Source organism: Aestuariivirga sp. (assembly GCF_047602625.1).
In the GTDB taxonomy this organism is placed as follows: domain Bacteria; phylum Pseudomonadota; class Alphaproteobacteria; order Rhizobiales; family Aestuariivirgaceae; genus Aestuariivirga.
The window spans coordinates 1,129,370-1,153,952 of record NZ_JASGGV010000002.1; the positions used below are offsets into that span (position 1 = coordinate 1,129,370).

At 63.3% G+C, this 24,583-nt stretch carries 25 protein-coding genes and 1 tRNA gene; 17 read left to right on the forward strand and 9 right to left on the reverse strand.

Features of this window, described 5'->3' with window-relative positions; translation table 11 throughout:
* Positions 1–6: 6 nt before the first annotated feature.
* The 3 genes from cobT to QM694_RS10535 are packed head-to-tail and all read left to right on the forward strand — an operon-like array spanning position 7 to position 3,394.
* A complete protein-coding gene (gene cobT, locus QM694_RS10525) occupies positions 7–1,902 on the forward strand; it encodes a cobaltochelatase subunit CobT (protein ID WP_415006888.1) in 1,896 nt (631 codons plus the stop codon).
* The gene (locus QM694_RS10530) at positions 1,899–2,873 is read left to right on the forward strand and encodes an esterase-like activity of phytase family protein (protein WP_415006889.1); all 975 of its coding nucleotides are present in this window, start codon (positions 1,899–1,901) and stop codon (positions 2,871–2,873) included. The genes cobT and QM694_RS10530 overlap by 4 nt, the downstream gene beginning before the upstream one ends.
* Positions 2,870–3,394 (forward strand): GNAT family N-acetyltransferase, encoded by a 525-nt coding sequence (locus QM694_RS10535; protein ID WP_415006890.1) that lies wholly within the window; start codon positions 2,870–2,872, stop codon positions 3,392–3,394. Before QM694_RS10530 ends, QM694_RS10535 begins: the two co-directional genes overlap by 4 nt.
* Here the strand turns inward: QM694_RS10535 and QM694_RS10540 are convergent.
* The 4 genes from QM694_RS10540 to hemP are packed head-to-tail and all read right to left on the reverse strand — an operon-like array spanning position 3,378 to position 6,390.
* Positions 3,378–4,220 carry a heme ABC transporter ATP-binding protein gene (locus tag QM694_RS10540; protein ID WP_415006891.1) on the reverse strand — a complete coding sequence of 281 codons (843 nt, stop codon included), beginning with the start codon at positions 4,218–4,220 and terminating at the stop codon, positions 3,378–3,380. The two genes, QM694_RS10535 and QM694_RS10540, sit on opposite strands and share 17 nt — an antisense overlap.
* Positions 4,221–4,224: 4 nt before the next feature.
* Positions 4,225–5,274, reverse strand: coding sequence for a FecCD family ABC transporter permease (locus QM694_RS10545; protein WP_415006892.1), 1,050 nt, complete (start codon positions 5,272–5,274; stop codon positions 4,225–4,227).
* Positions 5,271–6,182 carry a heme/hemin ABC transporter substrate-binding protein gene (locus tag QM694_RS10550; protein WP_415006893.1) on the reverse strand — a complete coding sequence of 304 codons (912 nt, stop codon included), beginning with the start codon at positions 6,180–6,182 and terminating at the stop codon, positions 5,271–5,273. The genes QM694_RS10545 and QM694_RS10550 overlap by 4 nt, the downstream gene beginning before the upstream one ends.
* A 10-nt stretch (positions 6,183–6,192) precedes the next feature.
* Positions 6,193–6,390 (reverse strand): hemin uptake protein HemP, encoded by a 198-nt coding sequence (gene hemP, locus QM694_RS10555; protein ID WP_415006894.1) that lies wholly within the window; start codon positions 6,388–6,390, stop codon positions 6,193–6,195.
* Positions 6,391–6,599: 209 nt separating this feature from the next.
* Here hemP and QM694_RS10560 point away from each other — a divergent pair, with 209 nt between their 5' ends.
* The 7 genes from QM694_RS10560 to QM694_RS10590 are packed head-to-tail and all read left to right on the forward strand — an operon-like array spanning position 6,600 to position 11,920.
* Positions 6,600–8,582, forward strand: coding sequence for a TonB-dependent receptor domain-containing protein (locus QM694_RS10560; protein WP_415006895.1), 1,983 nt, complete (start codon positions 6,600–6,602; stop codon positions 8,580–8,582).
* A gap of 12 nt (positions 8,583–8,594) precedes the next feature.
* Complete coding sequence (locus QM694_RS10565) at positions 8,595–9,269, forward strand: MotA/TolQ/ExbB proton channel family protein (protein ID WP_415006896.1); 675 nt, start codon at positions 8,595–8,597, stop codon at positions 9,267–9,269.
* A complete protein-coding gene (gene tolR / locus QM694_RS10570; protein WP_415006897.1) occupies positions 9,266–9,697 on the forward strand; it encodes a protein TolR in 432 nt (143 codons plus the stop codon). The genes QM694_RS10565 and tolR overlap by 4 nt, the downstream gene beginning before the upstream one ends.
* Entirely contained in the window at positions 9,694–10,824 is a 1,131-nt protein-coding gene (locus QM694_RS10575; protein WP_415006898.1) for a TonB family protein, read from the forward strand. Before tolR ends, QM694_RS10575 begins: the two co-directional genes overlap by 4 nt.
* 17 nt (positions 10,825–10,841) lie before the next feature.
* Positions 10,842–11,177: an antibiotic biosynthesis monooxygenase family protein gene (locus QM694_RS10580; protein ID WP_415008609.1), complete on the forward strand. Its 336-nt coding sequence runs from the start codon at positions 10,842–10,844 to the stop codon at positions 11,175–11,177.
* Positions 11,174–11,689, forward strand: a complete 516-nt coding sequence (hutX, locus tag QM694_RS10585) for a heme utilization cystosolic carrier protein HutX (protein ID WP_415006899.1) — start codon at positions 11,174–11,176, stop codon at positions 11,687–11,689. The genes QM694_RS10580 and hutX overlap by 4 nt, the downstream gene beginning before the upstream one ends.
* 51 nt (positions 11,690–11,740) lie before the next feature.
* Positions 11,741–11,920 (forward strand): hypothetical protein, encoded by a 180-nt coding sequence (locus QM694_RS10590; protein WP_415006900.1) that lies wholly within the window; start codon positions 11,741–11,743, stop codon positions 11,918–11,920.
* Positions 11,921–11,923: 3 nt separating this feature from the next.
* On the opposite strand, the gene QM694_RS10595 is transcribed toward QM694_RS10590, so the two are convergent.
* From QM694_RS10595 to QM694_RS10605, 3 genes are read right to left on the reverse strand one after another with little or no spacing between them, the layout of a single operon-like run.
* Complete coding sequence (locus QM694_RS10595) at positions 11,924–13,621, reverse strand: alpha/beta hydrolase (RefSeq protein WP_415006901.1); 1,698 nt, start codon at positions 13,619–13,621, stop codon at positions 11,924–11,926.
* A 52-nt stretch (positions 13,622–13,673) separates the two neighbouring features.
* Positions 13,674–15,221: a GMC oxidoreductase gene (locus QM694_RS10600; RefSeq protein WP_415006902.1), complete on the reverse strand. Its 1,548-nt coding sequence runs from the start codon at positions 15,219–15,221 to the stop codon at positions 13,674–13,676.
* On the reverse strand, positions 15,205–15,972 hold the full coding sequence (locus QM694_RS10605) for a GntR family transcriptional regulator (protein ID WP_415006903.1): 768 nt from the start codon (positions 15,970–15,972) through the stop codon (positions 15,205–15,207). Before QM694_RS10605 ends, QM694_RS10600 begins: the two co-directional genes overlap by 17 nt.
* 67 nt (positions 15,973–16,039) lie before the next feature.
* Here QM694_RS10605 and QM694_RS10610 point away from each other — a divergent pair, with 67 nt between their 5' ends.
* On the forward strand, positions 16,040–17,152 hold the full coding sequence (locus QM694_RS10610; RefSeq protein ID WP_415006904.1) for an iron-containing alcohol dehydrogenase: 1,113 nt from the start codon (positions 16,040–16,042) through the stop codon (positions 17,150–17,152).
* Between the two features lie 231 nt (positions 17,153–17,383).
* On the opposite strand, the gene QM694_RS10615 is transcribed toward QM694_RS10610, so the two are convergent.
* Both QM694_RS10615 and rpmB read right to left on the reverse strand, forming a co-directional pair.
* A complete protein-coding gene (locus tag QM694_RS10615; protein ID WP_415006905.1) occupies positions 17,384–18,031 on the reverse strand; it encodes a DapH/DapD/GlmU-related protein in 648 nt (215 codons plus the stop codon).
* A gap of 70 nt (positions 18,032–18,101) precedes the next feature.
* Positions 18,102–18,401 (reverse strand): 50S ribosomal protein L28, encoded by a 300-nt coding sequence (rpmB, locus tag QM694_RS10620; protein WP_415006906.1) that lies wholly within the window; start codon positions 18,399–18,401, stop codon positions 18,102–18,104.
* 608 nt (positions 18,402–19,009) lie between these two features.
* Between rpmB and QM694_RS10625 the strand changes: the two genes are divergently transcribed.
* The 6 genes from QM694_RS10625 to QM694_RS10650 all read left to right on the forward strand — a co-directional run bounded on the left by QM694_RS10625 (position 19,010) and on the right by QM694_RS10650 (position 24,558).
* A complete protein-coding gene (locus tag QM694_RS10625; RefSeq protein WP_415006907.1) occupies positions 19,010–21,946 on the forward strand; it encodes a helicase-related protein in 2,937 nt (978 codons plus the stop codon).
* Positions 21,947–21,948: 2 nt separating this feature from the next.
* Positions 21,949–22,275 (forward strand): RNA-binding S4 domain-containing protein, encoded by a 327-nt coding sequence (locus tag QM694_RS10630; RefSeq protein ID WP_415006908.1) that lies wholly within the window; start codon positions 21,949–21,951, stop codon positions 22,273–22,275.
* A gap of 31 nt (positions 22,276–22,306) precedes the next feature.
* Positions 22,307–22,645, forward strand: a complete 339-nt coding sequence (gene fdxA, locus QM694_RS10635; protein WP_415006909.1) for a ferredoxin FdxA — start codon at positions 22,307–22,309, stop codon at positions 22,643–22,645.
* Positions 22,646–23,014: 369 nt separating this feature from the next.
* Entirely contained in the window at positions 23,015–23,932 is a 918-nt protein-coding gene (locus tag QM694_RS10640) for a CarD family transcriptional regulator (RefSeq protein WP_415006910.1), read from the forward strand.
* Positions 23,933–24,021: 89 nt separating this feature from the next.
* Positions 24,022–24,098: transfer RNA gene (locus QM694_RS10645), tRNA-Arg, on the forward strand.
* A 112-nt stretch (positions 24,099–24,210) separates the two neighbouring features.
* Positions 24,211–24,558 (forward strand): hypothetical protein, encoded by a 348-nt coding sequence (locus tag QM694_RS10650; protein WP_415006911.1) that lies wholly within the window; start codon positions 24,211–24,213, stop codon positions 24,556–24,558.
* The last annotated feature ends 25 nt before the right edge of the window (positions 24,559–24,583 follow it).

Genomic DNA, 24,583 nt, shown 5'->3' on the forward strand with positions numbered 1-24,583 from the left:
AAGCCGATGGCCGCCGAGAAGGACCAGCCATCTGGCGACTTCAAGCGCGTTCTGACGATCGCGATGAAGACGCTTGCCGACGATCCGGAACTGACCGTTACCTTCGGCACCGACCAGCCGGGCCTTTCCGGCAACAAGGCGCGCCTGCCGCAGGTGGCCGCCACGATGACGGCGAAGGAACTGGCGATTACCCGCGGGCTTTCCGACAGCTTCGCGCTGAGGCTTTCCAACCACTCCGACAAGGTGCACGCGCATTACCAGCCGCAGGGCAAGAATGCCCGCGCCGTTTATGAGGCGGTGGAACAGGCGCGCATCGAGGCGCTGGGCGCCAATGCCATGCCGGGCATGGCCGCCAATCTCGGCGCCATGCTGGAGGAACGCTACCGCCGCAAGGACGTGACGCGCTACAGCGACCGCAAGGAAGCGCCGCTCGAAGACGCCGTGGCGCTGCTGGTGCGCGAAAAGCTGACCGGCGCGCCGCCGCCGCAATCCGCTGGCCCCCTTGTCGAACTCTGGCGGCAATGGATCGAGGACAAGGCGGCGAAGCAGCTTGTCGATCTTAACGGCTCGATCCACGATCAGGCCGCCTTCAGCCGCGTGACGCGCGACATCATCGCCGCCCTCGACATGAGCGATGAGCTGGGCGACGACCCGGACGAGTCAAGCGACAGCGATGACAGCGACGAGGCCGAGCCCGATGCGGGCGAGCGGCAGGAAAGCCCGGACGGCGAGGAGCAGGAAAGCCAGCAGCAGGCCATGGAGGAGCTTGAGGACGCCGAAGGCGAAACCGAAGCCGCCGAAATGGACGCCCGCCAGATGGAGACCGACGAGCAGCCCGATGGCGAAGAGGGCGATGAGGAATCGGACGGCGAGGAGCCGTGGCGGCCGCAGCTTCCCTTCTCCTCGATGTCGAATGAGGATTTCTACAAGGTCTTCACCAACCAGTTCGACGAAGAGATTTCCGCCGAAGACCTTTGCGATGCCGAGGAGCTGACACGGCTTCGCAACTATCTCGACAAGCAATTGGCGAGCCTGCAGGGCGTGGTGGCGCGCCTGGCCAACCGGCTGCAGCGCCGCCTGATGGCGCAGCAGAACCGCTCCTGGGATTTCGATCTCGAGGAAGGCGTGCTCGATGCCGCGCGCCTGACGCGCATCATCATCGACCCCATGCATCCGCTCTCCTTCAAGGAAGAGCAGGACACGCAATTCCGCGACACGGTGGTGACGCTGCTGCTCGACAATTCGGGCTCGATGCGCGGAAGGCCCATCACCGTGGCGGCGACCTGCGCCGATATTCTGGCCCGCACGCTGGAACGCTGCGGCGTGAAATCCGAGATTCTGGGCTTCACCACCAAGGCGTGGAAGGGAGGCCAGGCGCGCGAACGCTGGCTGGCTTCGGCCAAGCCCGCCAACCCCGGCCGCCTCAACGATCTCCGCCACATCATCTACAAATCCGCCGATGCGCCATGGCGAAGGGCCAGGCGCAACCTTGGCCTGATGATGCGCGAGGGGCTGCTGAAAGAAAACATCGACGGCGAGGCGCTGATCTGGGCGCATAACCGTTTGCTCGCACGGCCTGAGCAGCGGCGCATCCTGATGGTGATTTCCGATGGCGCGCCGGTGGATGACTCCACACTCTCGGTCAACTCCGGCAATTATCTCGAACGCCATTTGCGGCAGGTGATCGCCGACATCGAGAACCGCTCACCCGTGGAGCTGATCGCCATCGGCATCGGCCATGACGTGACGCGCTATTACAAGCGCGCCGTGACCATCATCGACGCCGAGGAACTGGGCGGCGCCATGACCGAGAAGCTGGCCGAACTTTTCGCCGAGAATGCACGGGCGGAACCCCGCGTGGCGCCCAAGCCGCAGAAACCGGCCAAGCGCGCGCTGGCGTGAGGCATTTCCTCGCCAGCCTGTTCATGCTGCTGGCGGGTGCGGCGAACGCCGGGCCGCTGGCCATCGAGACAAAGCCGCTGCCGGCTTTCGGTAAAATTCCGGGTACGGAGCAATTTGGCGGTTTGACGTGGCGCGGCGGGTTTCATCTGGTGGGCCACGGCAGCAGCTTCGGGGGGCTGTCCGGTCTTTCGCTCTCGCCCGATTGCAGCACGCTGACGGCGGTGAGCGATGGCGGCTTCTGGTTCCGTGCGTCGCTGACCTATGCCGATGGCAAGCTGGCGGGCCTTTCCAACGTGCAATGGGCGCCGATGCTGGATGAGAAGGGCAAGCCCTTCCGCTTCAAGATCACCAGCGATGCCGAGGCGCTGGCAAGTCTCGGAAATGGAAAATATCACGTCGGCTTCGAGAGCAGCCCGCGCATTGGCGCCTATGACCTGTCGAAGGGCCTCAATGCGCCGATGAAGATTTTTCCCTCGCCCAAATCGATCACCGAAGCGCCCTTCAACCATGAGCTTGAAGGGCTGGTGCATTTTTCTTACGGCCCATGGGCGGGCTATGACATGGCGCTCTCCGAAAGTTTCCGCGATGCCAAAGGCAATATCCGCGGCTGGCTGTGGAAATCATGGAAGACCGTGCCCTTCACCATCAGGGCCAACGGCGATTTCGCCATCACCGATGCGGCGCTGCTGCCCGATGGCGATGTGCTGATCCTCGAACGCGCGCTGTCGGCCGATGTAATCCCCGCCATGGCGATCCGGCGCTTCGACCCCAAGGGCATCGCCATGGGTAGCCTCGTCGAGCCAAGGCCGGTGTTTGAAGGCGCGGCGCCGCTTTATGCCATCGACAACATGGAGGGCCTGAGCGTGTGCCAGCGGGACGGCGAGACGCGCCTGACCATCGTGTCGGATGACAATTTCAACGTAGCACTCCAGCGCACGCTGCTGCTGCAATTCACGCTCGACACGCCATGACAGCGCCGGTGATCGAAACCGCACGGCTGCGCCTTCGCCCGCATCGTGGCAGCGATCACGACGCCGTGCAGGCGCTGTGGAGCGAGCCGCAAGTCTACCGCCACATCACCGGCAAGCCTGCCACGCGCGAGGAGGCGTGGGGCCGCCTGCTGCGCTATATCGGCCACTGGGACGTGCTCGGCTTTGGCTATTGGGCGATCGAGGACAAGGCGGGCGATTTCATCGGCGAGGCGGGCTTTGCCAATTACCGCCGCGACATGGAGCCTTCCTTCGGCGATACGCCGGAGATGGGCTGGGTTCTCTCATCGCGCCATCACCGCAAGGGCTATGGCACCGAGGCGCTCACCGCCATTCTTGACTGGGCGAAGGCCAATCTCGCGGGAGATATGGTTGCCTGCATGATCGCGCCGGAGAATGAGGCGTCCCTCGCGCTGGCCCGCAAGATGGGATTCATTGACAGGGGTCTGGCGCGCTATCACGGCGACATTGCGCTGCTGCTGGAGCTCAGGCTGCGCCCCTGAACCGGTGACGCCGCCACCAGTGGCAGAAGGGAATGGCCGCCCGCATCGTGGCGCGCGAGGTGAGCGGGCCGGGCACGAAATGCGGCCTGCCGCCGACATCGATCTTGCGCATGCCGATGCCGTAAATCTCCGACAAAAGTTCCGGCGTCATGGTGGCCGATGGGGGCCCATCGGAAATGATGCCGCCATCGCGCATGATGATCAGCCGGTCGGCGAGCGAGGCGGCGAGGTTCAGGTCATGCAGCACGATCAGCGCGCCAAGCTGCTCCGACACGCGCCGACGCACCATGTCGAGCACTTCCACCTGATGCTTGATGTCCAAGCTCGATGTCGGCTCGTCGAGGAAGAGAAATTGCCGCCCGTGATGCGACTGGGCGCGGAGCTGGCACAGCACCCGCGCCAGATGCACGCGCTGCTGCTCGCCGCCCGACAATTGCTGCACCAGTTTCGGCGCGAAGCCATCGAGGCAAAGCTCATGCAGCACCGCGCTCGAAATCGCCTGGCGGCGCGCGGCGGGAAGATGCTGCAGGGCCAGTTCGGCAATCTCGGTAACGGTGAAGGGGAAGGAGAGCGTGACCGCCTGCGACAGCACGGCGCGGCGCGACGCCAGATCGGCGGCGTTCCAGTGCAAAAGATCGCGGCCCTCGATCACCACCCTGCCCTTCGTTGGCATGAGCTGGCCGGCCAAGAGTTTCAGCAGCGTGCTTTTGCCGGCGCCATTGGGGCCGACGACGACGGTGAGTTCCCCCGCCTTGAGCGAGATGCTGGCATCGCGGACGACGACCGCGGAGCCATGGCTGAAACTGACGCCCTGTGCCTCGATCATCGCTTTACACCCGGTCCGGCGCTGATTTGAGAAGGATCCACATGAAGACCGGCCCGCCGATCATCGCCGTGACGATGCCGATGGGAAGCTCGGACGGTGCTGCGACGCGCCGCGCGATCTGATCCGCCGCCAGCATCAAGAGCGCGCCGAGCAAGGCTGAGAGCGGCAGCAAAAAGCGGTGCGACGGGCTGACGGAAATGCGCAGCAGATGCGGCACCACGAGGCCGATGAAGCCGATGGTGCCGCTGACCGCGACCGCAGCGCCCGTAAGCAGCGAGGTGACGCCGATGGCGGCGGCCTTGCTGAGCTCCACATTGACGCCCATGTAGCGCGCCTCGGCCTCGCCCAGCGCGAGGCGGTCCAGCGTCTTCATCAGAAGCGGCAGGGCGGCGCAGGCGATGAGGATGCAGAGCGCGATGCTGCCGAGCCTTGTCCAGTTTGCACCAGCAAGGCTGCCGAGGCTCCAGAACGTCAGTTCACGGAGCTGTTGCTCGCTGGCGATGAAGATCAGAAGCCCGGTGACGGCCATGGCGAGTGCGCCTACCGCGATGCCGCCCAACAGCATGACGCTGACCGAGGTGCGGCCATCGCGCGTCGCCACCGCATAGAGGAGCAGCGTGACGGCCAGCCCGCCGATGAAGGCGGTGATGGGCAGGAAGCGCGTGGCGTCCATGCCGAAGATGTTCTGCCCCAGCACGATGGTTGAAACGGCGGCAAGCGTTGCGCCGGACGACACGCCGATCAGCCCCGGATCGGCCAGCGGATTGCGGAACAGGCCCTGCATCACCGCGCCGCTCACGCCAAGGCACGCGCCCACCAGCATGGCCATGAAGGTGCGCGGCAGGCGCACCGCCCACATGATGGCGGCATCGCGCGCGCCCGCTTCACTGGGCGCGAAAATGGCGGTGACCACCTGCGACGGGCTGATCGCCACGGCACCTGTAAAAAGAGAAGAAATCATCGCCACGATCAGCGCAGCGATGAGCAGCCCCGCGACCAGCCACACCGAGGCGGCGCGGCTTCGCTGGGCCGCACCTGCCCATGCGATGCTCACGCCGGAGAGCCCTTGTGCAGGAAATCCGCAAGGTCTTCGGCCTGAGCGATGGTGCGGGGGCCAAAGCCCAGCAGCGCCGCGCCATCGAACACGCGCAGCGCCTTGTTCCTCGCCGCCGGCGATTGCGCAAGCGCGGGATTCTGGAACACCTCATCCACCTTGGGCGCGAGACCCGTGCCGCCCATCATGATGACGGCGTCGGGCGGATTCTCGAGCAGGAACTCGGTGGAGAGCGGCTTGTAGCCGTTGATCGAGCAGGCAACATTTTCGCCGCCCGCCATGGTGATGACGGAGTCAGCGCCCGTGGCGGCGCCGCCAGCCAGCAAACGGCCATCGGCGAGGCTGAGGATGAACAGCGCCTTGGGTCTGGCGCCCGCGAATTTCGCAACGCGCTCCTTGAGGGCTAAGGCGCGTTGCTGCACATCGGCCGCCAGCGTCGCGGCCTCTTTCTCCGCATCGAGCAGCTTTCCGATCAGCGCGATCTTGCTGAGGATGCCCTCGACGGTCGGGACGTGCGGAATGATGGCAAAGGGAATGCCCGACTGCTTGAGCGTGTCGATGACGCCGGGCGGGCCTGCTTCATTGGTGGCGCAGATCAGCTGCGGCGATTGCGACAGCACGCCTTCCGCCGACAGCGTGCGCAGATAGCCGATGTCGGGAAGGCCTTGCGCGCCAGGCACGGCGACGCTGGTGGTATCAAGCGCCACGATCTTCTTCGCAGCGCCCAGATCGACGATGATCTCCGTCACCGAACTGCCGATCGACACGATCCGCTCGACGCCGGTGGCGGTAACCGGCTGGCCGGAGAAATCGGTGATGGTCCCCGCGCGCGCCGCAACGGAAAGCGCAGGGATCGACAGGATCGCCGACACAACATGGCGGCGCGACAGCACGGAAGGCGAAGACATGACTACAGGCCTACTTGTTGAGGATCATGCCGCCCGAGCGGGTGATGCGCAGCCGGTAGGAACAGCCGTGATGATCGATCAGGATTTCCTTCTGGCCGTGAAACAGCGCCTGGCTGGAATAGCTGGGAACGGCGGCAGCAGCCTTTGGCGTCTCGCGCGGCTCCTGCTGCTGATGAGGCTCATAAACGTCGCTGGTTTTGACAAGCATAGCGGACTCCGTGCCGCGGAACGTGGCAATCAGCTAGCTCCGAACGAATTCAATGTGTTAGCAAACGACAGATAGTAGTTGACTAATTAAGTCGGATATTAGTAGGAGTCAAGCGTCGAATGCCGGGAGAAAACGCTCCCGGCCTGCCAGCGAAGGCGCGTGCCGCCCGAAGCCAGCCCAAATGCAGGTTTTTTTCTCTTGGGGGCTTCATGCGTTTTTCCACATTCACGCGGGCACTGCTCTGCGGAACCGTTTTCATCGCCGGCGCATCTGCTGCGCGCGCCGATGAGGCAACAGATCTCGACGTCATCACCGTCACCATCGACAAGGTGAAGAAGGCGCTGAACGATGCCGTGGGCGGCATCAGCGTCACCACCCGCAAGGAGATGGAGCGTGACGCGTCGCAGACGGTGAGCGATGTGCTCGACCCGATGCCGGGCGTCGCCACCGACCAGAACCCGGATGACCCGGCCACCGCCGTGAACATCCGCGGCCTGCAGGATTTCGGCCGTGTTGCCGTGACCATCGACGGCGCCCGCCAGAACTTCCAGCGGAGCGGCCACAACGCCAACGGCATGTTCTACTTCGAGCCTGAAATGATGCAGCAGGTGACGGTGACGCGCGGGCCGATCGCCAATGTCTATGGCTCGGGCGCCATCGGCGGTGTCGTCTCCTTCGACACCATCGATGCGCTGTCATTTCTTCATGCCGATGAGAACGCCGCCATCCAGCAGCGCTTCCGCTATGGCACCAACGGCGACTCGCTGCTGAGCAGCACCATCGCCGCGGTGCGCCTCGGCGAATATGGCGGCCTCCTCGGCAACATCATCGTGCGCGACAACGGCAGCTACAAGGACGGCAATGGCGACCGCGTCTACAACACCAACCGCGACATCATCGCCGGCCTCGTGAAGGGCACGCTGACGCCCGGCAACGGCCAGCGCATCGACATCAGTTATATCAAGAACCACGACACCTTCAAGAATGGCACCACCACCGTTTACGACAACACGGTAGACGCCGACACGCTGGCGGCCAAATACAACTGGGATGGCAACGGCAATCCCTATTTCAACCTGACGGCCAGCGCCTACTGGACGAGCACGGAGCAGAGCCAGGAAGCGATCGTGAGCGGCAACACCCGCGACTTCAACATCGATACCTATGGCACCGACGTCTACAACACATCGCGCTTCGAGACCGGCTGGCTGAAGCACACCTTCACCGTGGGCGCCGACGTGTTCCAGGACAAGGTGAAGGTGGTCGATCCGGCGGGCACCGCCGATCTCTTCACGCCATCGGGCAAGCGCACCGTGGGCGGCGCATTCGTGCAGGACCAGGTGGACATCACCAAATGGCTGGAGATCACCGGCGCCGGGCGCTTCGACACCTATGAGCTCGAAGGCGGCGGCACCGACAGCAGCGGCTCGCGCTTCTCGCCCAAGGCCATGGCTGTGCTGAAGCCCTTCGAGGACACCTCGCTGGCAGGCCTCAAATTTTACGGCAGCTACGCCGAAGGCTATCGCGCCCCCGCCATCACCGAAACGCTGATCAGCGGCATGCATCCGCCGCCGGCCGTGTTCTATTTCGTGCCCAATCCGGATCTGAAGCCGGAAGTGGGACACAATCTCGAAGCGGGCCTGACTGGATCGTTCAGCAATCTCTTCACCGATGACACGCTGACCATGCGCGCCTCGGTCTACCGCAACAATGTCTCCGACTATATCGGCGGCGTCTACAATCCGGTGCTGAACGAATATCAGTATCAGAACATCGCCAAGGCGAGGCTTTATGGCATCGAGGGCGAAGTGGCCTATGACGCGGGCGTATTCTTCGCCGGCATCGCCGGCAGCATGGTGCGCGGCAAGAACCGCACCGACAGCGACTGGCTGGACACCGTGCCCGCCGACAAGCTGGTGACCACGGTGGGCTTCCGCGCCTTCGACCAGAAGGCGACCTTCGGCGCCCGCTGGTTCGCGGTGGCCAAGCAGGATCGTGTGCCCGCGGGCTCGCCCACCAGCGAGGCCTACAATGTCGTGAACCTGTTCTCGAACTATAATTACAACGAGAACCTGCAGCTCGGCTTCAACGTCGACAATATCTTCGATGAGAACTACCGCGCCTATCTCGACTCGTCGAACTCGCCGGGCCGCACCTTCCTGTTCACGCTCACCACCCGGCTGGGCGGCTAGGAGGCACAGGCGTTGGAGAACGGGACGCATAACATAACGGGCCATCTCGATATGTTCTGGCAGGCCGATCCGGTGGTGAAAGCCATCATGATCGGCCTCGTCCTGACCTCGCTCGCCTCCTGGGCCATCATCATCGAAAAGTCATTGGCGCTGGGCCTCGCAGCCCGCGCCGACCGGTCTTTCATCTCCCGTTTCCAGAACGGGCAAAGCTCCGGACCCTCTTCTTCCGCCGCCGCCAGGCTTCTGGGCGCCATGACGCGCGAAGCTTCGGGTGCGCCGTGGAGCAGCCTCATCAAGGACTGCGTTGAAGGCCGCTTCCGCCTCGTGCTGGCGGAAGTGCAGCGGAAGCGCCGCATGGGCCTTCCCTTTCTCGCCACCGTGGCATCAGCCGGCCCCTTCGTGGGGCTGTTCGGCACCGTGTGGGGCATCATGGCAAGCTTTACAGCCATCGCCGCCAGCCAGAACACCAGCCTCGCCGTGGTGGCGCCGGGCATCGCCGAGGCGCTGCTCGCCACCGCCATTGGCCTCTTCGCCGCCATTCCCGCCGCCGTGTTCTTCAACAGGCTCACCGCGCAGGTGAATGGCTCCGTCAACATCCTGCAGGAGTTTGGGCAGGAGATCATGATCGGCCTGACGCGCGAGGCTGCGCTGAAGGGCAGCGGCATCACGCTGAAGGAGGCCGCATGAGCATCCTTCAGGACAATGCTTCGGGCGATGGCCTGAACAGCGAGATCAACGTCACGCCCTTCGTGGACGTGATGCTGGTGCTGCTGATCATCTTCATGGTGGCAGCACCCATGATGACGGTGGGCGTGCCGGTGGAACTGCCCAAGGCGGCGCTTTCCGAACTGCCGCCCGAGCAGCAGAAGCCGCTCGACATTTTCATCCGCAGGGACGGCGGCATCTTTTTCGGCGACCAGCCGGTGGCCGATGCGGCACTGAAAGACAGCCTCGCGGCGCTGCCGGAAGAGCAGCGGGCTGAGCGCGTGCGCCTGCGCGCCGACCGCGACGTGCCGTATGAAAAAATCATGCAGGTGATGGAAGGGCTGACGAGCCAGGGCTTTACGCGTGTGGGACTCATCGCGGCGCCAAAACCTGACCCCGTGACGCCATGAAGATCGGCCGCGGCCTGATCTTTTCTTCCGTCCTGCATCTGGGTGTGCTGGGGGCCGTGACGGCGCATGTCGCTGCTCTCCCCGAGCAGAAGGTTGAGGACATTCCCTCGATCGCCGTCGATCTTGAAATGGTGATCGACGCCGCCGCCACACAGGAGCAGCAGCCGGTTGAAGCTGAGGCCACGCCCGAGGCTGCAACACCCGAGCCCATGGACATGACGAAGGCGGAGGCCGACCCGCCGGATACGCCCGAGATCGATCCTCAGCCTACGGAAGACATGACGTCGGAAGACGCCAAGGCGGAAGAGCCCGCCCCCGTAAAGACTGCGCAGGCTGAGAAGCCTGTGGAGCTGCCGGTGCCCGAATTGCCGGTGCCGCTCGATGCGGCACCCGATTTGAGCACCACCGCCGTCGAACAGTTGATGGCCGATGTCAGCGAGGCCGTGGTTGCGCCGCCGCCGCCCGTCTTCGCGGAACGCGACAGGTTGGCCAGTGCGCAACCTGCCATTCCGCCCGAAGTCACCAAAATCGCCGGGGCAAAAATTGATCCCGCGCCAGACAAGCCCGTTCTCCAGCCACCAGATCTGACCGCCAGGCCGTCAGAGCAAAAGCCACCAGACCCCAGGCCGCAGCCGCAAGAGGTGAAGAAGGCCGAAGCCCCGCCGCCGCCGAAGAAGAAGGAAAAAGCGCCGGAGCGCAAGGACACCGCCCGCGCCGTTACGAAAAAGGAACAGGCCAAGGCGGCGCGCGAGGCGCGGAAACAGGCGGCGAAGCAGACGGCGGCGTTGGCGGCGGGGCGTGGTTCGACCGGCAGCATCCGCTCGACCGATGGCAAGGCTTCGGAACAGAATTACAAGAGCAAGATTCTGGCCCGGCTGAGAAGCGCCAAGCGCTATCCCGATGCGGCGCGCGCCAAGGAACTGGAGGGCACCGCCGTGCTGACCTTCACGGTGAGCGCCTCGGGGCAATTGACCTCGGCGCGCATCACCAATGGGTCAGGCTATTCCGTGCTCGATTCAGCGGCCCTTGCGATGGCGCGCGGTGCTGCCCCCTTCCCCCCCTTTCCGCCCGGCATGAACCGCGCGCAGATGACCTTCCGTGTTCCCGTTCAATTCAACATCGACTGACTGAGGAGAGACCCATGATCTATATCGCCATGAACCGCTTCAAGGTGGCCAAGGAAGACGGCGCGGCCTTTGAAACGCTGTGGCAGCAGCGCGACAGCTATCTGAACGAGATGCCGGGATTCATCTCCTTCCATCTGCTGAAAGGCCCCGAGCGCGAGGACCATGTGCTTTATTCCTCGCACACCGTGTGGGCGAGCAAGGCCGATTTCGAGGCGTGGACCAAGTCCGAAGCCTTCCGCAAGGCGCACGCCCGCGCCGGCAATGGCGGCCCGCGCCTGCATCTCGAGCATCCGCAGTTCGAAGGCTTCGAGGCGGTGCAGACCATCACATCGACCGAACGGTCCGCGGCATGAACGCTGAATTGAAAGGCAAGATCGCTGCGGCGCTGGCCGAGAAGCCCGATGGCGTTCTCGAAGCGGTGGCGGCGAAATGCGACGCGAGCCTGGCGCAAGTGTTCGCCTGCCTGCCGGAAGACCAGGTGCGGCTGTTCGAGGGCAGCGCGTTTGAAAATCTGTGGGCGACGCTCACCACATGGGGCGAGGTGCTGTTCATCGTCCACACGGCCGACATCGTGCTGGAATGCGTGGGCGCGCTGCCTGAAGGTTCGAGCGCCCATGGCTATTTCAACATTCACGGCGACAGCCCGATCGGCGGCCACATCAAGGCGTCGAATTGCGCGAAGATCGCCGTGGTGGACAGGCCCTTCCACGGCAAGCGCTCCTGCTCGGTGCAGTTCCTGAACGGCGACGGCAATGCCATGTTCAAGGTCTTCGTGCGCCGCGACAAGGAGCGGCAATTGCTGCCCGAACAGCTTGAACGCTTCGAGGCGCTGAAGAGCGGCGCCATGTTCCAGTCCGCCGCCTGACACCGGAACCTCTCTCCCTTCGCGGCGTTGAATTTGCGAAGGGAGAGTTCAATGACCGATTATCACCGCCCCGGCAGCGGCAATGATCCATCATCTCCGGCCAGCAACAGCGCCACGCGCGCGAGGCAGGGCGTGACCGGCCATGGCGTGCGCTATGTGCTTGGCTTCAGCCTGTGCGGCGTGGTGATCGCCATGCTGCTGGCGGCCTGGTATTTTCACTGGACCTATTGAGCGTCATCCGCCGCGGTCGTCTTCCGTTTCAGCGCGCATAGCCTCGCCCAGATCGTGCTTGAGTTTGGCGAGACGGTCCGGCGGCCAGTCATTGACGCCCAGCACGCTCACCCACGCATCGATATAATGTTCGGGCGCATAGACATGGCCGTAGCCCATGGGTGTGGCGGTGGCGATGCCCATATCCACGGCCAGTTGCAGCATGGTGACGATGGGGTACCAGCGGAGGGACGGCGAGACATCCCGGCCGCGCGGCGCGTTCATCCACGCCGGGCGGCGGTAGAGATCGGAGAAGGCGAAGAACACGATCGGATCGCTGGCATATTGCAGATAAACAACGCGCATCGGCCCCCATGGCGCATCGCTTGGCACCGGCGATCCATCCTGCGTGCTGAAGCGCACGATGCGGCCATCGCGGAATTCGGGCCGCCATTCCGGCGTGCCGGGATTGCGCGCGTTGGTAACCGAGCGCCACAGCCTGCTGGCGAAGGGAGGCCCCGACCACAGGGCGCCGGAAATCGGATCCTCGATCATCTCGAACAGGTCAGCCGAGTTTTGCGAGTTGAGCGCACCGAGGCTGAGGCCATGGAGATAAAGGCGCGGGCGTTGGTCTTTCGGCAGCGCGGCCCAATAGCGGTAAATTTCCAGAAACAGCGCGCGCGATTGCTCGGCCCCATATTCGGGCTGGGCCAGCAGCGACAGCGGGCTGTTGAGATAGGAATATTGAACGGCAACGCTCGCCACATCACCATGCAGGAGATATTCGAGTGAATCCGCGGCGGCGGGATCAACCCACCCCGTTCCGGTTGGCGTGATGACGACGAGCACGGGGCGATCAAAGCCGCCCTGGCGTTTCAATTCTTCCAGAGCGAGCCTGGCGCGCGCCTCCGCCGTATCGCCGCCGCCCAGCCCCACATAGACGCGGATGGGCTCTTTCGCCGCGAAACCTGTTTCCTCCGTGATCCGGGTGGCGGTCGGCGCATCGGCCACATATTCGCGCCCCGCCCGGCCAAGCTGATCCCAGTGTACGAGGGATTCAACGCTTCCCGTCTTTAGGGGGCTTGAGGGCTGCGGGCGGTTCGGCTCCATGAGCGCATCAAATTCGCGGAAGGAGGAATCGAGAAAGCGGAACGCCGCCCGGACCGCCAAATCATTCACCAGCGACCACAGCACCAGCGCCACGATGATGATGCTGACCAGCACGGCAAAGCGCTGTGGCGCGAAACGCGAGACGCGCGCCGACGCCGCGAGGATGAGGCGGCCAATCAGCCGTGCCAGCGTCAGCAGAAGCAGCAGCACGAACAGCGCCACCGCCAGAACCTCAAATGCGTAGCTCCATGACTCGAGAGGCTTCAGGCCCATCACGGCGCGCACATCGTCCTGCCAGCCCGGGGCATTCCACAAGGCCCAGAGCAGGATCGCCGCCGACAGCACAAAGATGATCCAGCGCAGCGTGATGCGCGGGCGGTCTTGCGCATTGGGCAGGCCGAGGAACAGCCACGCCTGTGCCAGGAGAAACCCCAGGCCATAGCCGATGGCGAGACAGCCTCCGGCCACGCCGCCCTGCACCAGCGAACTTCGCGGCACCATGGAGGGCGTGAGCGCCGCCGCGAAAAACAGGACGCCCCAAAGAAGGCCGGTGATCGACAGGCGGTCAAGCTCCGCCGCCAGCCACCGCCCGGATGTTTTGATCAATGCCATCAGGCGCTCCCTCGGGCCAAACCCTAGAACGGCAGAGACGGATGATCCAGCCTCACGCAGCCTTGCGGCCTGACACCTTGAACACGTCGCGAACCAGATGCTCGGCGGTGCGCACCGCCTGCGCCACGATGGTGAGCGAGGGGTTGATGGCGGTGGAGGACGGCAGGAAGGACGCGTCAATCACATAGAGATTGTCGACATCCCAGGCGCGGCAGAAGGGATCGAGCACCGATGTTGCGGGATCGCTGCCGAAGCGCGCCGTGCCGCACTGGTGCATGGCGACGGTGATGTCCATCTTCTGGGTGATGATGAGCGGATAGCCGAGCGCGCGCACCAGCTTCGACCAGTGCTTCACCAGTTCGCCATGCGATTTGAGATTGTTGGGCGTATAGGCGACGCGGATCTTGCCGTCGCTGTCGACGCTGACGCGGTTGTCGGGATCGGGCAGGTCTTCCGACATGATCCACCAGTCAACGCTTCTTTGCGCGAACCAGCTCATCAGCCATTCCGGCACGATCTTCATGTTGGCGGTGAGCATGCCGCCCTGAAGTTTCCCCAGCCCCTGCACATTGCCCATCGGATAGGGCTTCACATCGTTCTTCAGATAGAAATCGTTGATGCACAGCGATTTCTGGAACACCACGTGATTTTTCTTCAGCGGATTGACGGCCATCATGGCGGTGTTGTTGTGCGCCATGTAATTGCGGCCCAGCTGATCCGATGAATTATTGCCGAGGCCCTTCGGATGCTTTGCGTTTGCCGAGCGCAGGAGAAGCGCGGCGGAATTGATCGCCCCGGCGCTCGAGATGAACAGGTCGCCGTTGATGATGGCGCTTTGGCCCTTCTGCTCGATCTCGATGCCAGTGACCTTGCGGCCCGTGTCATCGGTGATGAGGCGCTTCACATGGGTTTCGAGAATGAGATCGACATTGCCGGTGGCAAGTGCCGGATCGACCAGCCTGACCTCGGCATCGTTCTTCGCGCCCAGCTTGCAGGCAAAGCCATCGCAGGTGGCGCAGCGGATGCATTTGCCGCCGGGATGAAGATCAACCGCGACGGGAAGCGGAAAGGGCTTGAGGCCCTTGGTCCTGAGCTTCGTGTTGAAATATTCGATCTCCGGCTCATGGCCGATGGCCGGATAGGGCATGGGGCCGGAACGCGGCGGCTCGCACGGGTCCATGCCCGCCGTGCCATGGGTGCCCATGAGCCTTTCGGCAACGTCGTAATAGGGCGCGAGTTCGGCGTAGCGGATCGGCCAGGCCGGCGCGATGCCGCCGCCTTCATGCTCGAGGTCTTCAAAATCCTCCACGCGAAAGCGCAGCGTGGTGGTGCCGAAGAATTTGGAATTGCCGCCGACATAATAATAGGTGGAGGGCGTGAACTCCTTGCCCTCGCGGTCGCGCCATGTTTCGCGGGTGGAATATTTGCGGTCGTGGAACACCGCCTTGACGCTCCAGTTATCGGCCTCGCGCGGAAGCCTGATGCCGCGTTCGACGACCAGCACGCGCATGCCCGCCTCCGCCAGCCGGTTCGCCATGGCGCCGCCGCCGACGCCCGCGCCGATCACCACGGCATCATAGGATTTACGCGCCTCTGTCATGCAATGCTCCCTCGCCCGTTCGCCGCCTTGCCCGGCCGGGCGTTTTGTCGGTGTCTTCAAACAGCGCCGCCTTGTCGTGATACATGCCCGCCATCACCTCGAAGGAGGAATCGAGATGAACGCGCATGGCGAGTTCCGCCTGCGTGGCGTTGCGCTTCACCAGCGCACGGACGATCGCCGCATGCTGTTCGGTGACATCGGCGAGATGGCCGGGCACCGGCGCGCTGAGCTGGCGCATGCGGTCGAGATGCACCTTCGCCAGGGTGATGAATTTCCAGATGCGCGGGAAGCCGCTGACCCTGGCGATGGCCGAATGAAACTCGTCGTCGAGTTCGAGATAATCCTCAAGCCGCCCCTCGCGCAAAATCCTCCGCATACGGAGAATAAGTCCGTCGAGATGCACGGCGTCCTCATCCGTGAGCCGCTCCGCTGCCCGCCGCACACTTTCAACCTCGAGCGCCCGCCGGAGCACGAAGCCCTCTTCCGCCACGGGAAAGGAAATGCGGCTGACCCAGGTGCCGGAATGGGGATAGATGCTGACGAGATCCTCTTCCGCCAGCCGCTGCAGCGCCTCTCGGACCGGGGTGCGCGACACTTCGAAACTGGCGCACAGGTCTTTTTCAGAGACGGCGGAGCCCGGCGCCATATCCAGCCGGACGATGAGCCGCCGCAGCGACTCATATATCTGGTCTGACTTTCCGGGAGCTCGCTCGAACATGGGCTGGCTGGAAATTGCGCTCTCAAGGGGCATTGACAGGCAGCCCCGCTTCTGCGCCTAGTAACTCATATATTAGTTCTTAAAACAAGTGGTAAATGCCATGAGCACCATCACCTATCTGACGCGCATCGAATTCGGCGAAGGCGAGGTGAAGCGGCTGCCGGAGTTTCTCAAGCTCCTGGGGGTCACGCGGCCCCTGATCTGCACCGACAAGGGGCTGGTGGCGACGGGCCTGGTGGCGCGCATCTCCGGATTGATCGAGGGTGCATCGGTGGTGTTCGACGGCACGCCCGCCAACCCCACCGAGGACGCGGTGATGACGGCCTCCGCGCTCTACAAAAGTGAAAAATGCGATGGCGTGATCGGCTTGGGCGGCGGCTCGGCGCTTGATCTTGCCAAGGCGGTGCGGCTGCTGACGGGGCATGAACCGCCGCTGGCCCAATATACGCTGGTGGCGGGCGGCGTGCAGCGCATCCATGGCCGCATCTGCCCGATGATCGCCATTCCGACGACCTCCGGCACGGGATCGGAAGTGGGCCGCGCCGCAGTGATCATCACGGCTGAGGGGCGGAAGCTCGGCATCATCTCGCCGCACATGCTGCCGTCGATCGCCATCTGCGATCCCGAACTGACCTATGGCTTGCCACCCGGCCTCACCGCCGCCACCGGCATGGATGCAATGTCGCATTGTCTTGAGACTTACATGGCCTCGGCCTTCAATCCGCCTGCCGATGCGATTGCCATGGACGGCCTGACGCGCGGCTGGCGGGCGCTGGAAAAGGCGGTGGCCGATGGCAAGGATAAAGCGGCGCGCAACGACATGATGGTGTGCGCGCTGGAAGGCGCGATGGCGTTTCAGAAGGGGCTGGGGGCCGTTCATGCCTTGACCCATCCCCTTGGGGCTATCCGGCAATTGAATTTGCATCATGGCACGCTGAACGCCGTGCTGACGCCCGCCGTGCTGCGCTTCAACCGTCCGGTGATCGGGGCGAAGTGGGATGTGCTGGAGAAATTCTTCGGCGAAGCGCCCGACGTGGCGATTGCGAAACTGAACGCCCGCATCGGCATGCCCAAGGGCCTTGCCACCATGGGCGTGACGGACGAGATGATGCGGCACGTTGCGAAAGACGCGCTGAAGGACCACTGCCACGCCACCAATCCGCGGATCGCCACCGAAGAGGATTATTACGCGATGCTGCAGGAGTCGCTTTGACCGCGATGTCCTCGCCCCGCTCGCACAGGGTGAAGACATAAGGGCCTATCCTCTATCTGTCATCCCGGCGGTAAGCCGGGACCCAGACTTGGCAAGAAGCGCGCGGGTTGAAAGCCTGGTTTCCGGCGTTCGCCGGAATGACAGGTGAAGGAGGATGATCCAGCAGCTCGCCGCCCCACCCCGGCCCTCCCCGAAACTCGGGGAGGGAGACTTACTTTATCCCCCATACTTCTATTCCCCATACTTCTCCAGAAACGCCTCGGCGCTCAGCGCCTGCATATCGGGAATCGCTGCCGCCAGGCGGTCATGGCCCCAGTCCCACCAGGCCAGCGAGATCATCCGTTCACTGATCTTTTCGGAAAAGCGGCGCTTGATGGATTTCGCCGGAACGCCCGCCACGATCACATAAGGCGCGACGTCCTTTGTCACCACCGCCCCTGCCCCCACCACAGCGCCCGAGCCGATCTTGACGCCCGGCATGATGATGGCGCCGTGGCCGATCCACACGTCATGGCCGATCTCCACCACGCTGGCGCGGCGCATGTCGCGAAAGCCCTTGTCGAGTTTGGCACCAGTGAAATATTCATTGGGCCGATAGGTGATCTTGTGCTGGCTCACCCGCTCCATGGGATGTGTCAACGCGTTGATGCAGGCATCCGCCGCGATGGCGGTGAACTTGCCGATCCGCGCATAGATCACCGTCGCCTGATGCTCGACGTAGGAATAGTCGCCAAGCTCGGCATCCCAGAACTGCACACGCTCCTTGATTTCGGTGAAGCGTCCGAGCACGGCATTGCGCGTGCTGGCGCTGGCGTGAACCTTGGGCCTCCCGTCGCGCGACAGGGCCGCCGAGATGCGGTCATTCTCCGTTCCACTCATGAGAGGAAGCCATAACGCAAAAGCCGCCCCGGTTGGAGCGGCTTTGAAACGCGGACACGAAGCCCAGGGATCAGGCGGCGGTCTTCTGCGCGTCGAGCTTCTTGGCGATCGAGCGCTTGAGCTTCAGCGCCTTGGCGGAGAGCTCGTCGTTCGAGGCCTTCAGCAGGAAGGCGTCGAGGCCGCCGCGGTGCTCCACCGACTTGAGCGCGATGGAGCTGATGCGGAAGCGGTAGGACAGGCCCATGGCTTCGCTGATCAGGCTGACATTGCACAGGTTCGGCATGAACCGGCGGCGGGTCTTGTTGTTGGCATGGCTGACATTGTTGCCGGCCTGCGCATCCTTGCCCGTAAACTCACAACGGCGCGCCATTGCATTGCTCCATACAAAATGAGGGCCGGAAGCGGGGCCTCCGGCGTGGTTGGCGGTTCTATAGAGAGGCGTTCCGGTGTGGTCAAGTCTGGATGGGCATTTTTTAAGGGTTTTCCGGCGTTCCCGTTCTGGCACAGAAGGTTAATGGCGGCAGCGGAAAATACCGGATCGCCAGCAGCCCGGGAGGCTTGTGGTGTGCCGCCTTGTGGTATCTGCGATAGCCTCCCACCACATCTTGCGAGAACAAAGCGCGAAAAGAAGGCCATCCGCGATTCGGGCGGGATTCGTTCCGCTGTGGAACGAATCCTTAAAATTGCACCGGGATAGCCGGGCGGTCGGGCAAGAATCCCTTAACCAAGACGGCCCTGTGTTAACCTTTGCGGGGGCTGAAAGGCAGTTTCCAGCGGGTGCCCGGCATGGCTGTGCGCCGCCGTTTTCGCTGAATTGCGCGGGAACAAACCGGCAAAAGTTGAGAGTCAGCGATTCGGGCGGCCTTCGTTCCGGCTTCACTCCATCTGTGAACAACCCGGCCTGAAACGGGACGTTTCCCTTGACCGCCGCCCCGCCCTTCCCCACTTTTGCTGCAACGCAAGCGTTTGAAAGATTTCATGCCACCCGCCCGCAACGTCACCGCTGTGCTGGGCCCCACCAATACGGGAAAGACGCATCTCGCCGTGGAGCGCATGCTGGCCCATGGCGGCGGTATGATCGGCCTGCCGCTGAGGCTTCTGGCGCGCGAAATCTATGAGCGGGTGCGAAAGCGCGCCGGCGATGCGGCGGTGGCGCTGATCACCGGCGAAGAGAAGATCATTCCCGCAGCACCCCGCTATTGGGTGTCGACCGTCGAGGCGATGCCCGCCGATATCGACGTGCCCTTCCTCGCCATCGACGAGGTGCAGCTCTGCGCCGATTTCGAGCGCGGCCATATCTTCACCGACCGGGTTCTGCACCGGCGGGGCCGCGAGGAGACGATGTTCTTAGGCGCCGCCACCATGCGGCCGATCCTCGAGCGCCTGCTGCCGGGCACGAGCTTCGTGGCCCGGCCGCGCTTTTCCAAGCTGACCTATGCGGGGCAGAAAAAGATTTCCCGCCTGCCCGGCCGCTCCGCCATCGTCGCCTTCTCGGCCGAGATGGTCTATGCGGTGGCCGAACTGATCCGCCGCCAGCGGGGCGGTGCCGCCGTGGTGCTGGGCGCGTTGAGCCCCCGCACCCGCAATGCACAAGTTGCGCTCTACCAGTCAGGTGACGTCGATTACATCGTCGCCACCGATGCGATCGGCATGGGGCTGAACATGGACGTGGACCATGTGGCCTTCTCCTCCACCCGCAAGTTCGACGGCTTCCAGTTCCGCAATTTGAATCCCGGCGAACTGGGACAGGTGGCGGGCCGCGCCGGGCGCTATCTGAATGACGGCACCTTCGGCGTGACGGGCGAGGCCGATCCCTTCGACCAGGAAACGGTTGAAAGGCTGGAGAGCCATCACTTCGATACCGTGCGCGTGCTGCAATGGCGGAACCGCGATCTCGACTTCGCAAATCTCGAGCGCCTGCGCCGCAGCCTTTCGGCGCTGCCGAAGCTCGAAGGCCTGACGCGTGCCCAATCGGGCGCTGACGTGATCGCGCTTGAAACCGTGTCACGCGATGGCGAGACGGCAGGGCTGGCGGCGAGTGCTCAAGATGTGGAGCGCCTGTGGGAGGTGTGCCAGATCCCCGACTACCGCAACATCTCCAACGCCGAGCACGCCCATTTGGTGGGGCGCATCTACCAGTTCCTGCAATCGCCCAAGGGGGTGATCGACGAGGACTGGTTCGCGCGCCAGCTTCGCCATTGTGAATCGACCGAAGGCGATCTCGACACGCTCTCCACCCGCATCTCGCATGTGCGCACCTGGACTTTTGTCGCCAACCGGGTGGACTGGCTGGAAGCGCCCATCTATTGGCAAGGGCGCACGAGAGAGATAGAGGACAGGCTGTCTGACGCCTTGCATGAGCGGCTGACACAACGTTTTATCGACCGGCGCACCAGCGTGCTGATGCGGCGCCTGGCCCAGAAGGAAGAATTGATGTCGGAAGTCGATGAGGAAGGCGCGATCCGTGTTGAGGGCGAATATGTTGGCCGCATCCGAGGATTTCATTTCATTCCCGATGGCGTTTCCGAAGGTGCTGAAGCGCGCACGCTGAAGGCGGCGGCCTTGCAGGCGGTGGCGGGCGAAATCCTGGCGCGCGCCAAGGCGGTGGCCGTCTCAGCCGACCCTGACCTGAAACTCACGCGCGACGGCAACATCATCTGGAACCATGCCGAGGTGGGCCGCGCCGAAGCGGGCGCAACGCTGCTGAAGCCGCGCGCCGTGGTGCTGGCGGGCGATCAACTCTCAGGGCCCGAGCGCGAGGAGGTGCAGGCGCGTCTGCAGAAATTCCTCGACCGCCATATTGCCGCGACTCTCGAACCGCTTATCAAGCTGGAAGAGGCTGAAGGGTTGGAAGGCCTTGTGCGGGGTCTCGCCTTCCGCCTCGTTGAAACGCTGGGCGTGCTGCCGCGCGAGCAGGTGGGCGACGATGTGAAGGCGCTGAGCCAGGACGACCGCGCCAAGCTCAGGGCGCTGGGCGTGCGTTTCGGCGCATTTCATCTTTTCATCCCCACGCTGTTGAAACCGGCGGCGACCGAACTCCGCCTGCTGCTCTGGGCGCTGAATTTGCAGAAGGAAGGAAAGCTGCCCGTCGCACAGGTGCCGCCGCCGCCCGGACAGGGGCTGACCTCCGCCGTCTTCGACCGTTCGACGCCGAGGGGTTTCTATGGCGTGTGCGGGTATCGGATTTGCGGCACCCGCGTCGTCCGCATCGACATGCTGGAGCGGCTGGCCGACCTGATCCGCGACCGGGTGTTCTGGCGCCCGCGTTACCCGGAAGAACCGCGCCCGGCAGGATCCGCCGAAGGCGGCGGCTTCACCATCGTGCCGGACATGATGTCGCTCGTCGGCTGCTCGGGCGAGGAGTTTCAGGGGATTCTCAAAAGCCTCGACTTCCGCATGCAGAAAAAGAAGGTGCAGCGCCCGGTGGTGGCGGCGCCCGTGGTAGTGGCGGCGGAAGCGCCTGCCGTGGCCGAAGCCGAGGTTCCGGCGTCTGAGCCGGTGCCCGAGGTTGAGGCCGCTCCGGTGAGCGAAGAGGCTGTGACGGCGGAGGCCCCGGTGGAAGCTGTTGCAGAGGCTCCGGCCGTTGCACAAGAAGCCGCCCCCGCGCCTGCAACCGAAGAAGTTGAAATCGAGGTCTGGTGGCCCAAGGACACCGGCCCCTTCCGCCACCGGCAGGAGAAGAAAGAACAGCCGCAGCGCCATCATCAACGCCATCGTTCGGACTCGAAACCGTCTGAGCAAAGCGACTCGAAACCGGAAGGCGAGAAGCCGGCGAACGAGAACCGGAAACCCCGCCGCGACGAGCGGAAGCCAAGGCGGGAAGAGCGCCCGGCGCGGCCCGGGAAGCCCATCGATCCCAATTCGCCCTTCGCCGTGCTGGCGGCGCTCAAATCCCAGATGGCGGGAAAGAAGTAGGCTTGGGCGAGGACACCCGCCAGCGCCTCGACAAGTGGCTGTGGTTTGCCCGGATCGTGCGGACCAGGGCCATGGCGCAGGAGCTGGTGGAGGCAGGCCATGTGCGGATCAACCGCCAGCGCACCCAGAAGCCCGGCCATGACGTGAAGGTGGGCGATGTTCTGACCATCACTCTCCACGGCGGCGTGAAGGTTTTGAAGGTGGACGGGCTGGCACCACGGCGGGGCGGCGCACCCTCAGCCCAATTGCTTTATACGGACCTTGCCATGCCGGGCGGCGATGCCGCATCCGCCGAAAAAGGGGATGCACCCGGCAGCGGACTTTGCTAGACACCGTTCGGAATAAAGAACAGCAGGCGCCATGACCTACATCGTCACCGACAATTGCATCAAGTGCAAGTATATGGATTGTGTGGAAGTTTGCCCCGTGGATTGCTTCTACGAGGGCGAAAACATGCTGGTGATCCACCCCGACGAATGTATCGATTGCGGCGTCTGCGAGCCGGAATGCCCGGCCGACGCCATCAAGCCCGATACCGAACCGGGGCTTGAATCCTGGCTGAAGCTCAACACCGAATATGCGCCCAAATGGCCCAACATCACGGTGAAGCGCGACGCCCCCGCCGACGCCAAGGAATTTGACGGCGTGGAGGGCAAGCTGGAAAAGTATTTCTCCGCCGCCCCCGGCCAGGGCGACTGATCCATCAATTTATAATCCCGGCGTTAACCTTGCCGTATGGTATTCGCTGCGTGCGGTGCAAAATTGCGCCGTACACGGACATGCCATGCTTTAATTTTTGCCAAACTTGTGATATAGATAATTTTGATGAGCATGATTACCTAGTTGGATGACAGACCCGGGCCGCAAAGCCCGGTTTTTTCGCGCCGCTGGTCCGGCGTTCACGGTGACGGAAGCAGCCCCTGCGGGCGGCGCTTCAGGTGAACGGACGAAACAGGGCGGAACGGCAATCGGCAAACACCCTGTTTTGGGCGGCTTTTTCGCTGCCGGGGCCTGCCGTTGCCGGAACCATCCGGCAAAGGATCGCAGTTGGGAAAGGCAAAACATAAAATGACCAAGCCGAACAAGAAGAAAGCCCCTGCCAAGAAACCGGCCGCCAAGGCCAAGACCAAAACCGCGCCCAAGAAAGTGTCGAAGCCGGTCACGGCTAAGGCTCCGGCGCCCAAGGCAAAGGTCAAGGTTGAGGCCCCCAGGGCCGCCGCCAAGACGGTTGAAAAGCACACCGCCAAGCCCGTGAAGCCGGCGAAGCCGCAGGCTGCCGCCGCCGTGAAGCCCGCCGAAAAGCCGCCGGTGCGCCATGCGCCGGTGCGCCCCGCGGCGGCTGCACCTGCCCCTGCCCCGGTGGCCGCGGCGCCCGTGCCGCCGCCCTCGCGCCCGATGATGAACGGCCCGGTGGTGGCCACGCCCTCGGCCAAGAAGCTGGTCTTCAAGGTGAACGAGCTGATCGTCTATCCCGCCCACGGCGTGGGCCGGGTGACGCAGATCGAGGAGCAGGAAATCGCCGGCGCCAAGCTCGAACTCTATATCGTGGACTTCGAGAAGGAGAAGCTGCGCCTCAAGGTGCCGACCGGCCGCGCCGAGCAGAAGGGCATGCGCCGCCTCTCCGACAAGGCGCAGATCGAGCAGGCCCTCAAGGTTCTGAAAGGCCGCGCCCGCATCAAGCGCACCATGTGGTCGCGGCGCGCCCAGGAATATGATGCGAAGATCAACTCCGGCGACATCATCTCGGTGGCCGAGGTGGTGCGCGATCTCTACCGCTCCGAGCGCCAGCCCGAGCAGTCCTACTCCGAACGCCAGCTCTTCGAGCAGGCGCTGGACCGCATGGCCCGCGAAATCGCCGCCGTGAAGAAGATCGACGACGACCAGGCGATCAAGGAGCTCGAGGATTACCTCCTCAAGAACGCCAAGCGCCCGGCCGCAACCGGCGACAAGGCCGAGGACGACGTGGCCTCCGAGGAAGCCGCATAAGGATTATCCCCTGCAAACGCCAAAGGCCCGGCCTCACCCGCCGGGCCTTTTCTTTTGGGCGCGCTTGCCGGTATAAGGCTTGCCGCGCGGGTCCCGTAGCTCAGCTGGATAGAGCATCGGTTTCCTAAACCGGGGGTCGCAGGTTCGAATCCTGCCGGGGCCGCCAATACCCGCTTCTTTGTCCCTTGGGCTTCGGCTGGGGTCGCAGGTTCGAATCCGGCCGGGGCCGCCAATTATTAACACGCAAGCCTCTGAATTGGCTGAGAAATATTTTTAAAGTGGAAATTAAAAAAGAACATTTTCTGGATAAAGGCGAACAAGATGAACATGGCTTTTATGACTATTATTATGAAGGCGATGTTTATGAGATAGCATTTGATACTGTTGTTTACGGAGCGCGTTCATATACTGATAATCCACAAGAACTGTCTTTTCACAGCAGAACACTACCCAATGTAAAGAGCAGTAGTTTTTCTCACATTCCATATGAGGAAAAGAATTTTTTCGAATGTATAAATCACTTCAAAGATAAATTAGGCTTCAAAAACTTTAAGATTCTGACATCTTCTAATCCAAGTGGTGGATATGAAGATGTAAAGTTAGAAAAATTCACCGATAATTTATAGCTGAGTTAAATTTCTGCTTTTGATT

Bases quoted from the DNA above. Each gene is read 5' to 3' on its own strand.
- cobT (WP_415006888.1), top strand. From the start codon at position 7: ATGGCCGCCGAGAAGGACCAGCCATCTGGCGACTTCAAGCGCGTTCTG.
- hutX (WP_415006899.1), top strand. From the start codon at position 11,174: ATGAACGCTGAATTGAAAGGCAAGATCGCTGCGGCGCTGGCCGAGAAG.
- QM694_RS10625 (WP_415006907.1), top strand. From the start codon at position 19,010: ATGCCACCCGCCCGCAACGTCACCGCTGTGCTGGGCCCCACCAATACG.
- rpmB (WP_415006906.1), bottom strand. From the start codon at position 18,401: ATGGCGCGCCGTTGTGAGTTTACGGGCAAGGATGCGCAGGCCGGCAAC.
- tolR (WP_415006897.1), top strand. From the start codon at position 9,266: ATGAGCATCCTTCAGGACAATGCTTCGGGCGATGGCCTGAACAGCGAG.
- QM694_RS10550 (WP_415006893.1), bottom strand. From the start codon at position 6,182: ATGTCTTCGCCTTCCGTGCTGTCGCGCCGCCATGTTGTGTCGGCGATC.
- fdxA (WP_415006909.1), top strand. From the start codon at position 22,307: ATGACCTACATCGTCACCGACAATTGCATCAAGTGCAAGTATATGGAT.
- QM694_RS10615 (WP_415006905.1), bottom strand. From the start codon at position 18,031: ATGAGTGGAACGGAGAATGACCGCATCTCGGCGGCCCTGTCGCGCGAC.
- QM694_RS10640 (WP_415006910.1), top strand. From the start codon at position 23,015: ATGACCAAGCCGAACAAGAAGAAAGCCCCTGCCAAGAAACCGGCCGCC.
- QM694_RS10540 (WP_415006891.1), bottom strand. From the start codon at position 4,220: ATGATCGAGGCACAGGGCGTCAGTTTCAGCCATGGCTCCGCGGTCGTC.
- QM694_RS10600 (WP_415006902.1), bottom strand. From the start codon at position 15,221: ATGACAGAGGCGCGTAAATCCTATGATGCCGTGGTGATCGGCGCGGGC.
- hemP (WP_415006894.1), bottom strand. From the start codon at position 6,390: ATGCTTGTCAAAACCAGCGACGTTTATGAGCCTCATCAGCAGCAGGAG.
- QM694_RS10595 (WP_415006901.1), bottom strand. From the start codon at position 13,621: ATGGCATTGATCAAAACATCCGGGCGGTGGCTGGCGGCGGAGCTTGAC.
- QM694_RS10575 (WP_415006898.1), top strand. From the start codon at position 9,694: ATGAAGATCGGCCGCGGCCTGATCTTTTCTTCCGTCCTGCATCTGGGT.
- QM694_RS10535 (WP_415006890.1), top strand. From the start codon at position 2,870: ATGACAGCGCCGGTGATCGAAACCGCACGGCTGCGCCTTCGCCCGCAT.
- QM694_RS10605 (WP_415006903.1), bottom strand. From the start codon at position 15,972: ATGCCCCTTGAGAGCGCAATTTCCAGCCAGCCCATGTTCGAGCGAGCT.
- QM694_RS10610 (WP_415006904.1), top strand. From the start codon at position 16,040: ATGAGCACCATCACCTATCTGACGCGCATCGAATTCGGCGAAGGCGAG.
- QM694_RS10560 (WP_415006895.1), top strand. From the start codon at position 6,600: ATGCGTTTTTCCACATTCACGCGGGCACTGCTCTGCGGAACCGTTTTC.
- QM694_RS10590 (WP_415006900.1), top strand. From the start codon at position 11,741: ATGACCGATTATCACCGCCCCGGCAGCGGCAATGATCCATCATCTCCG.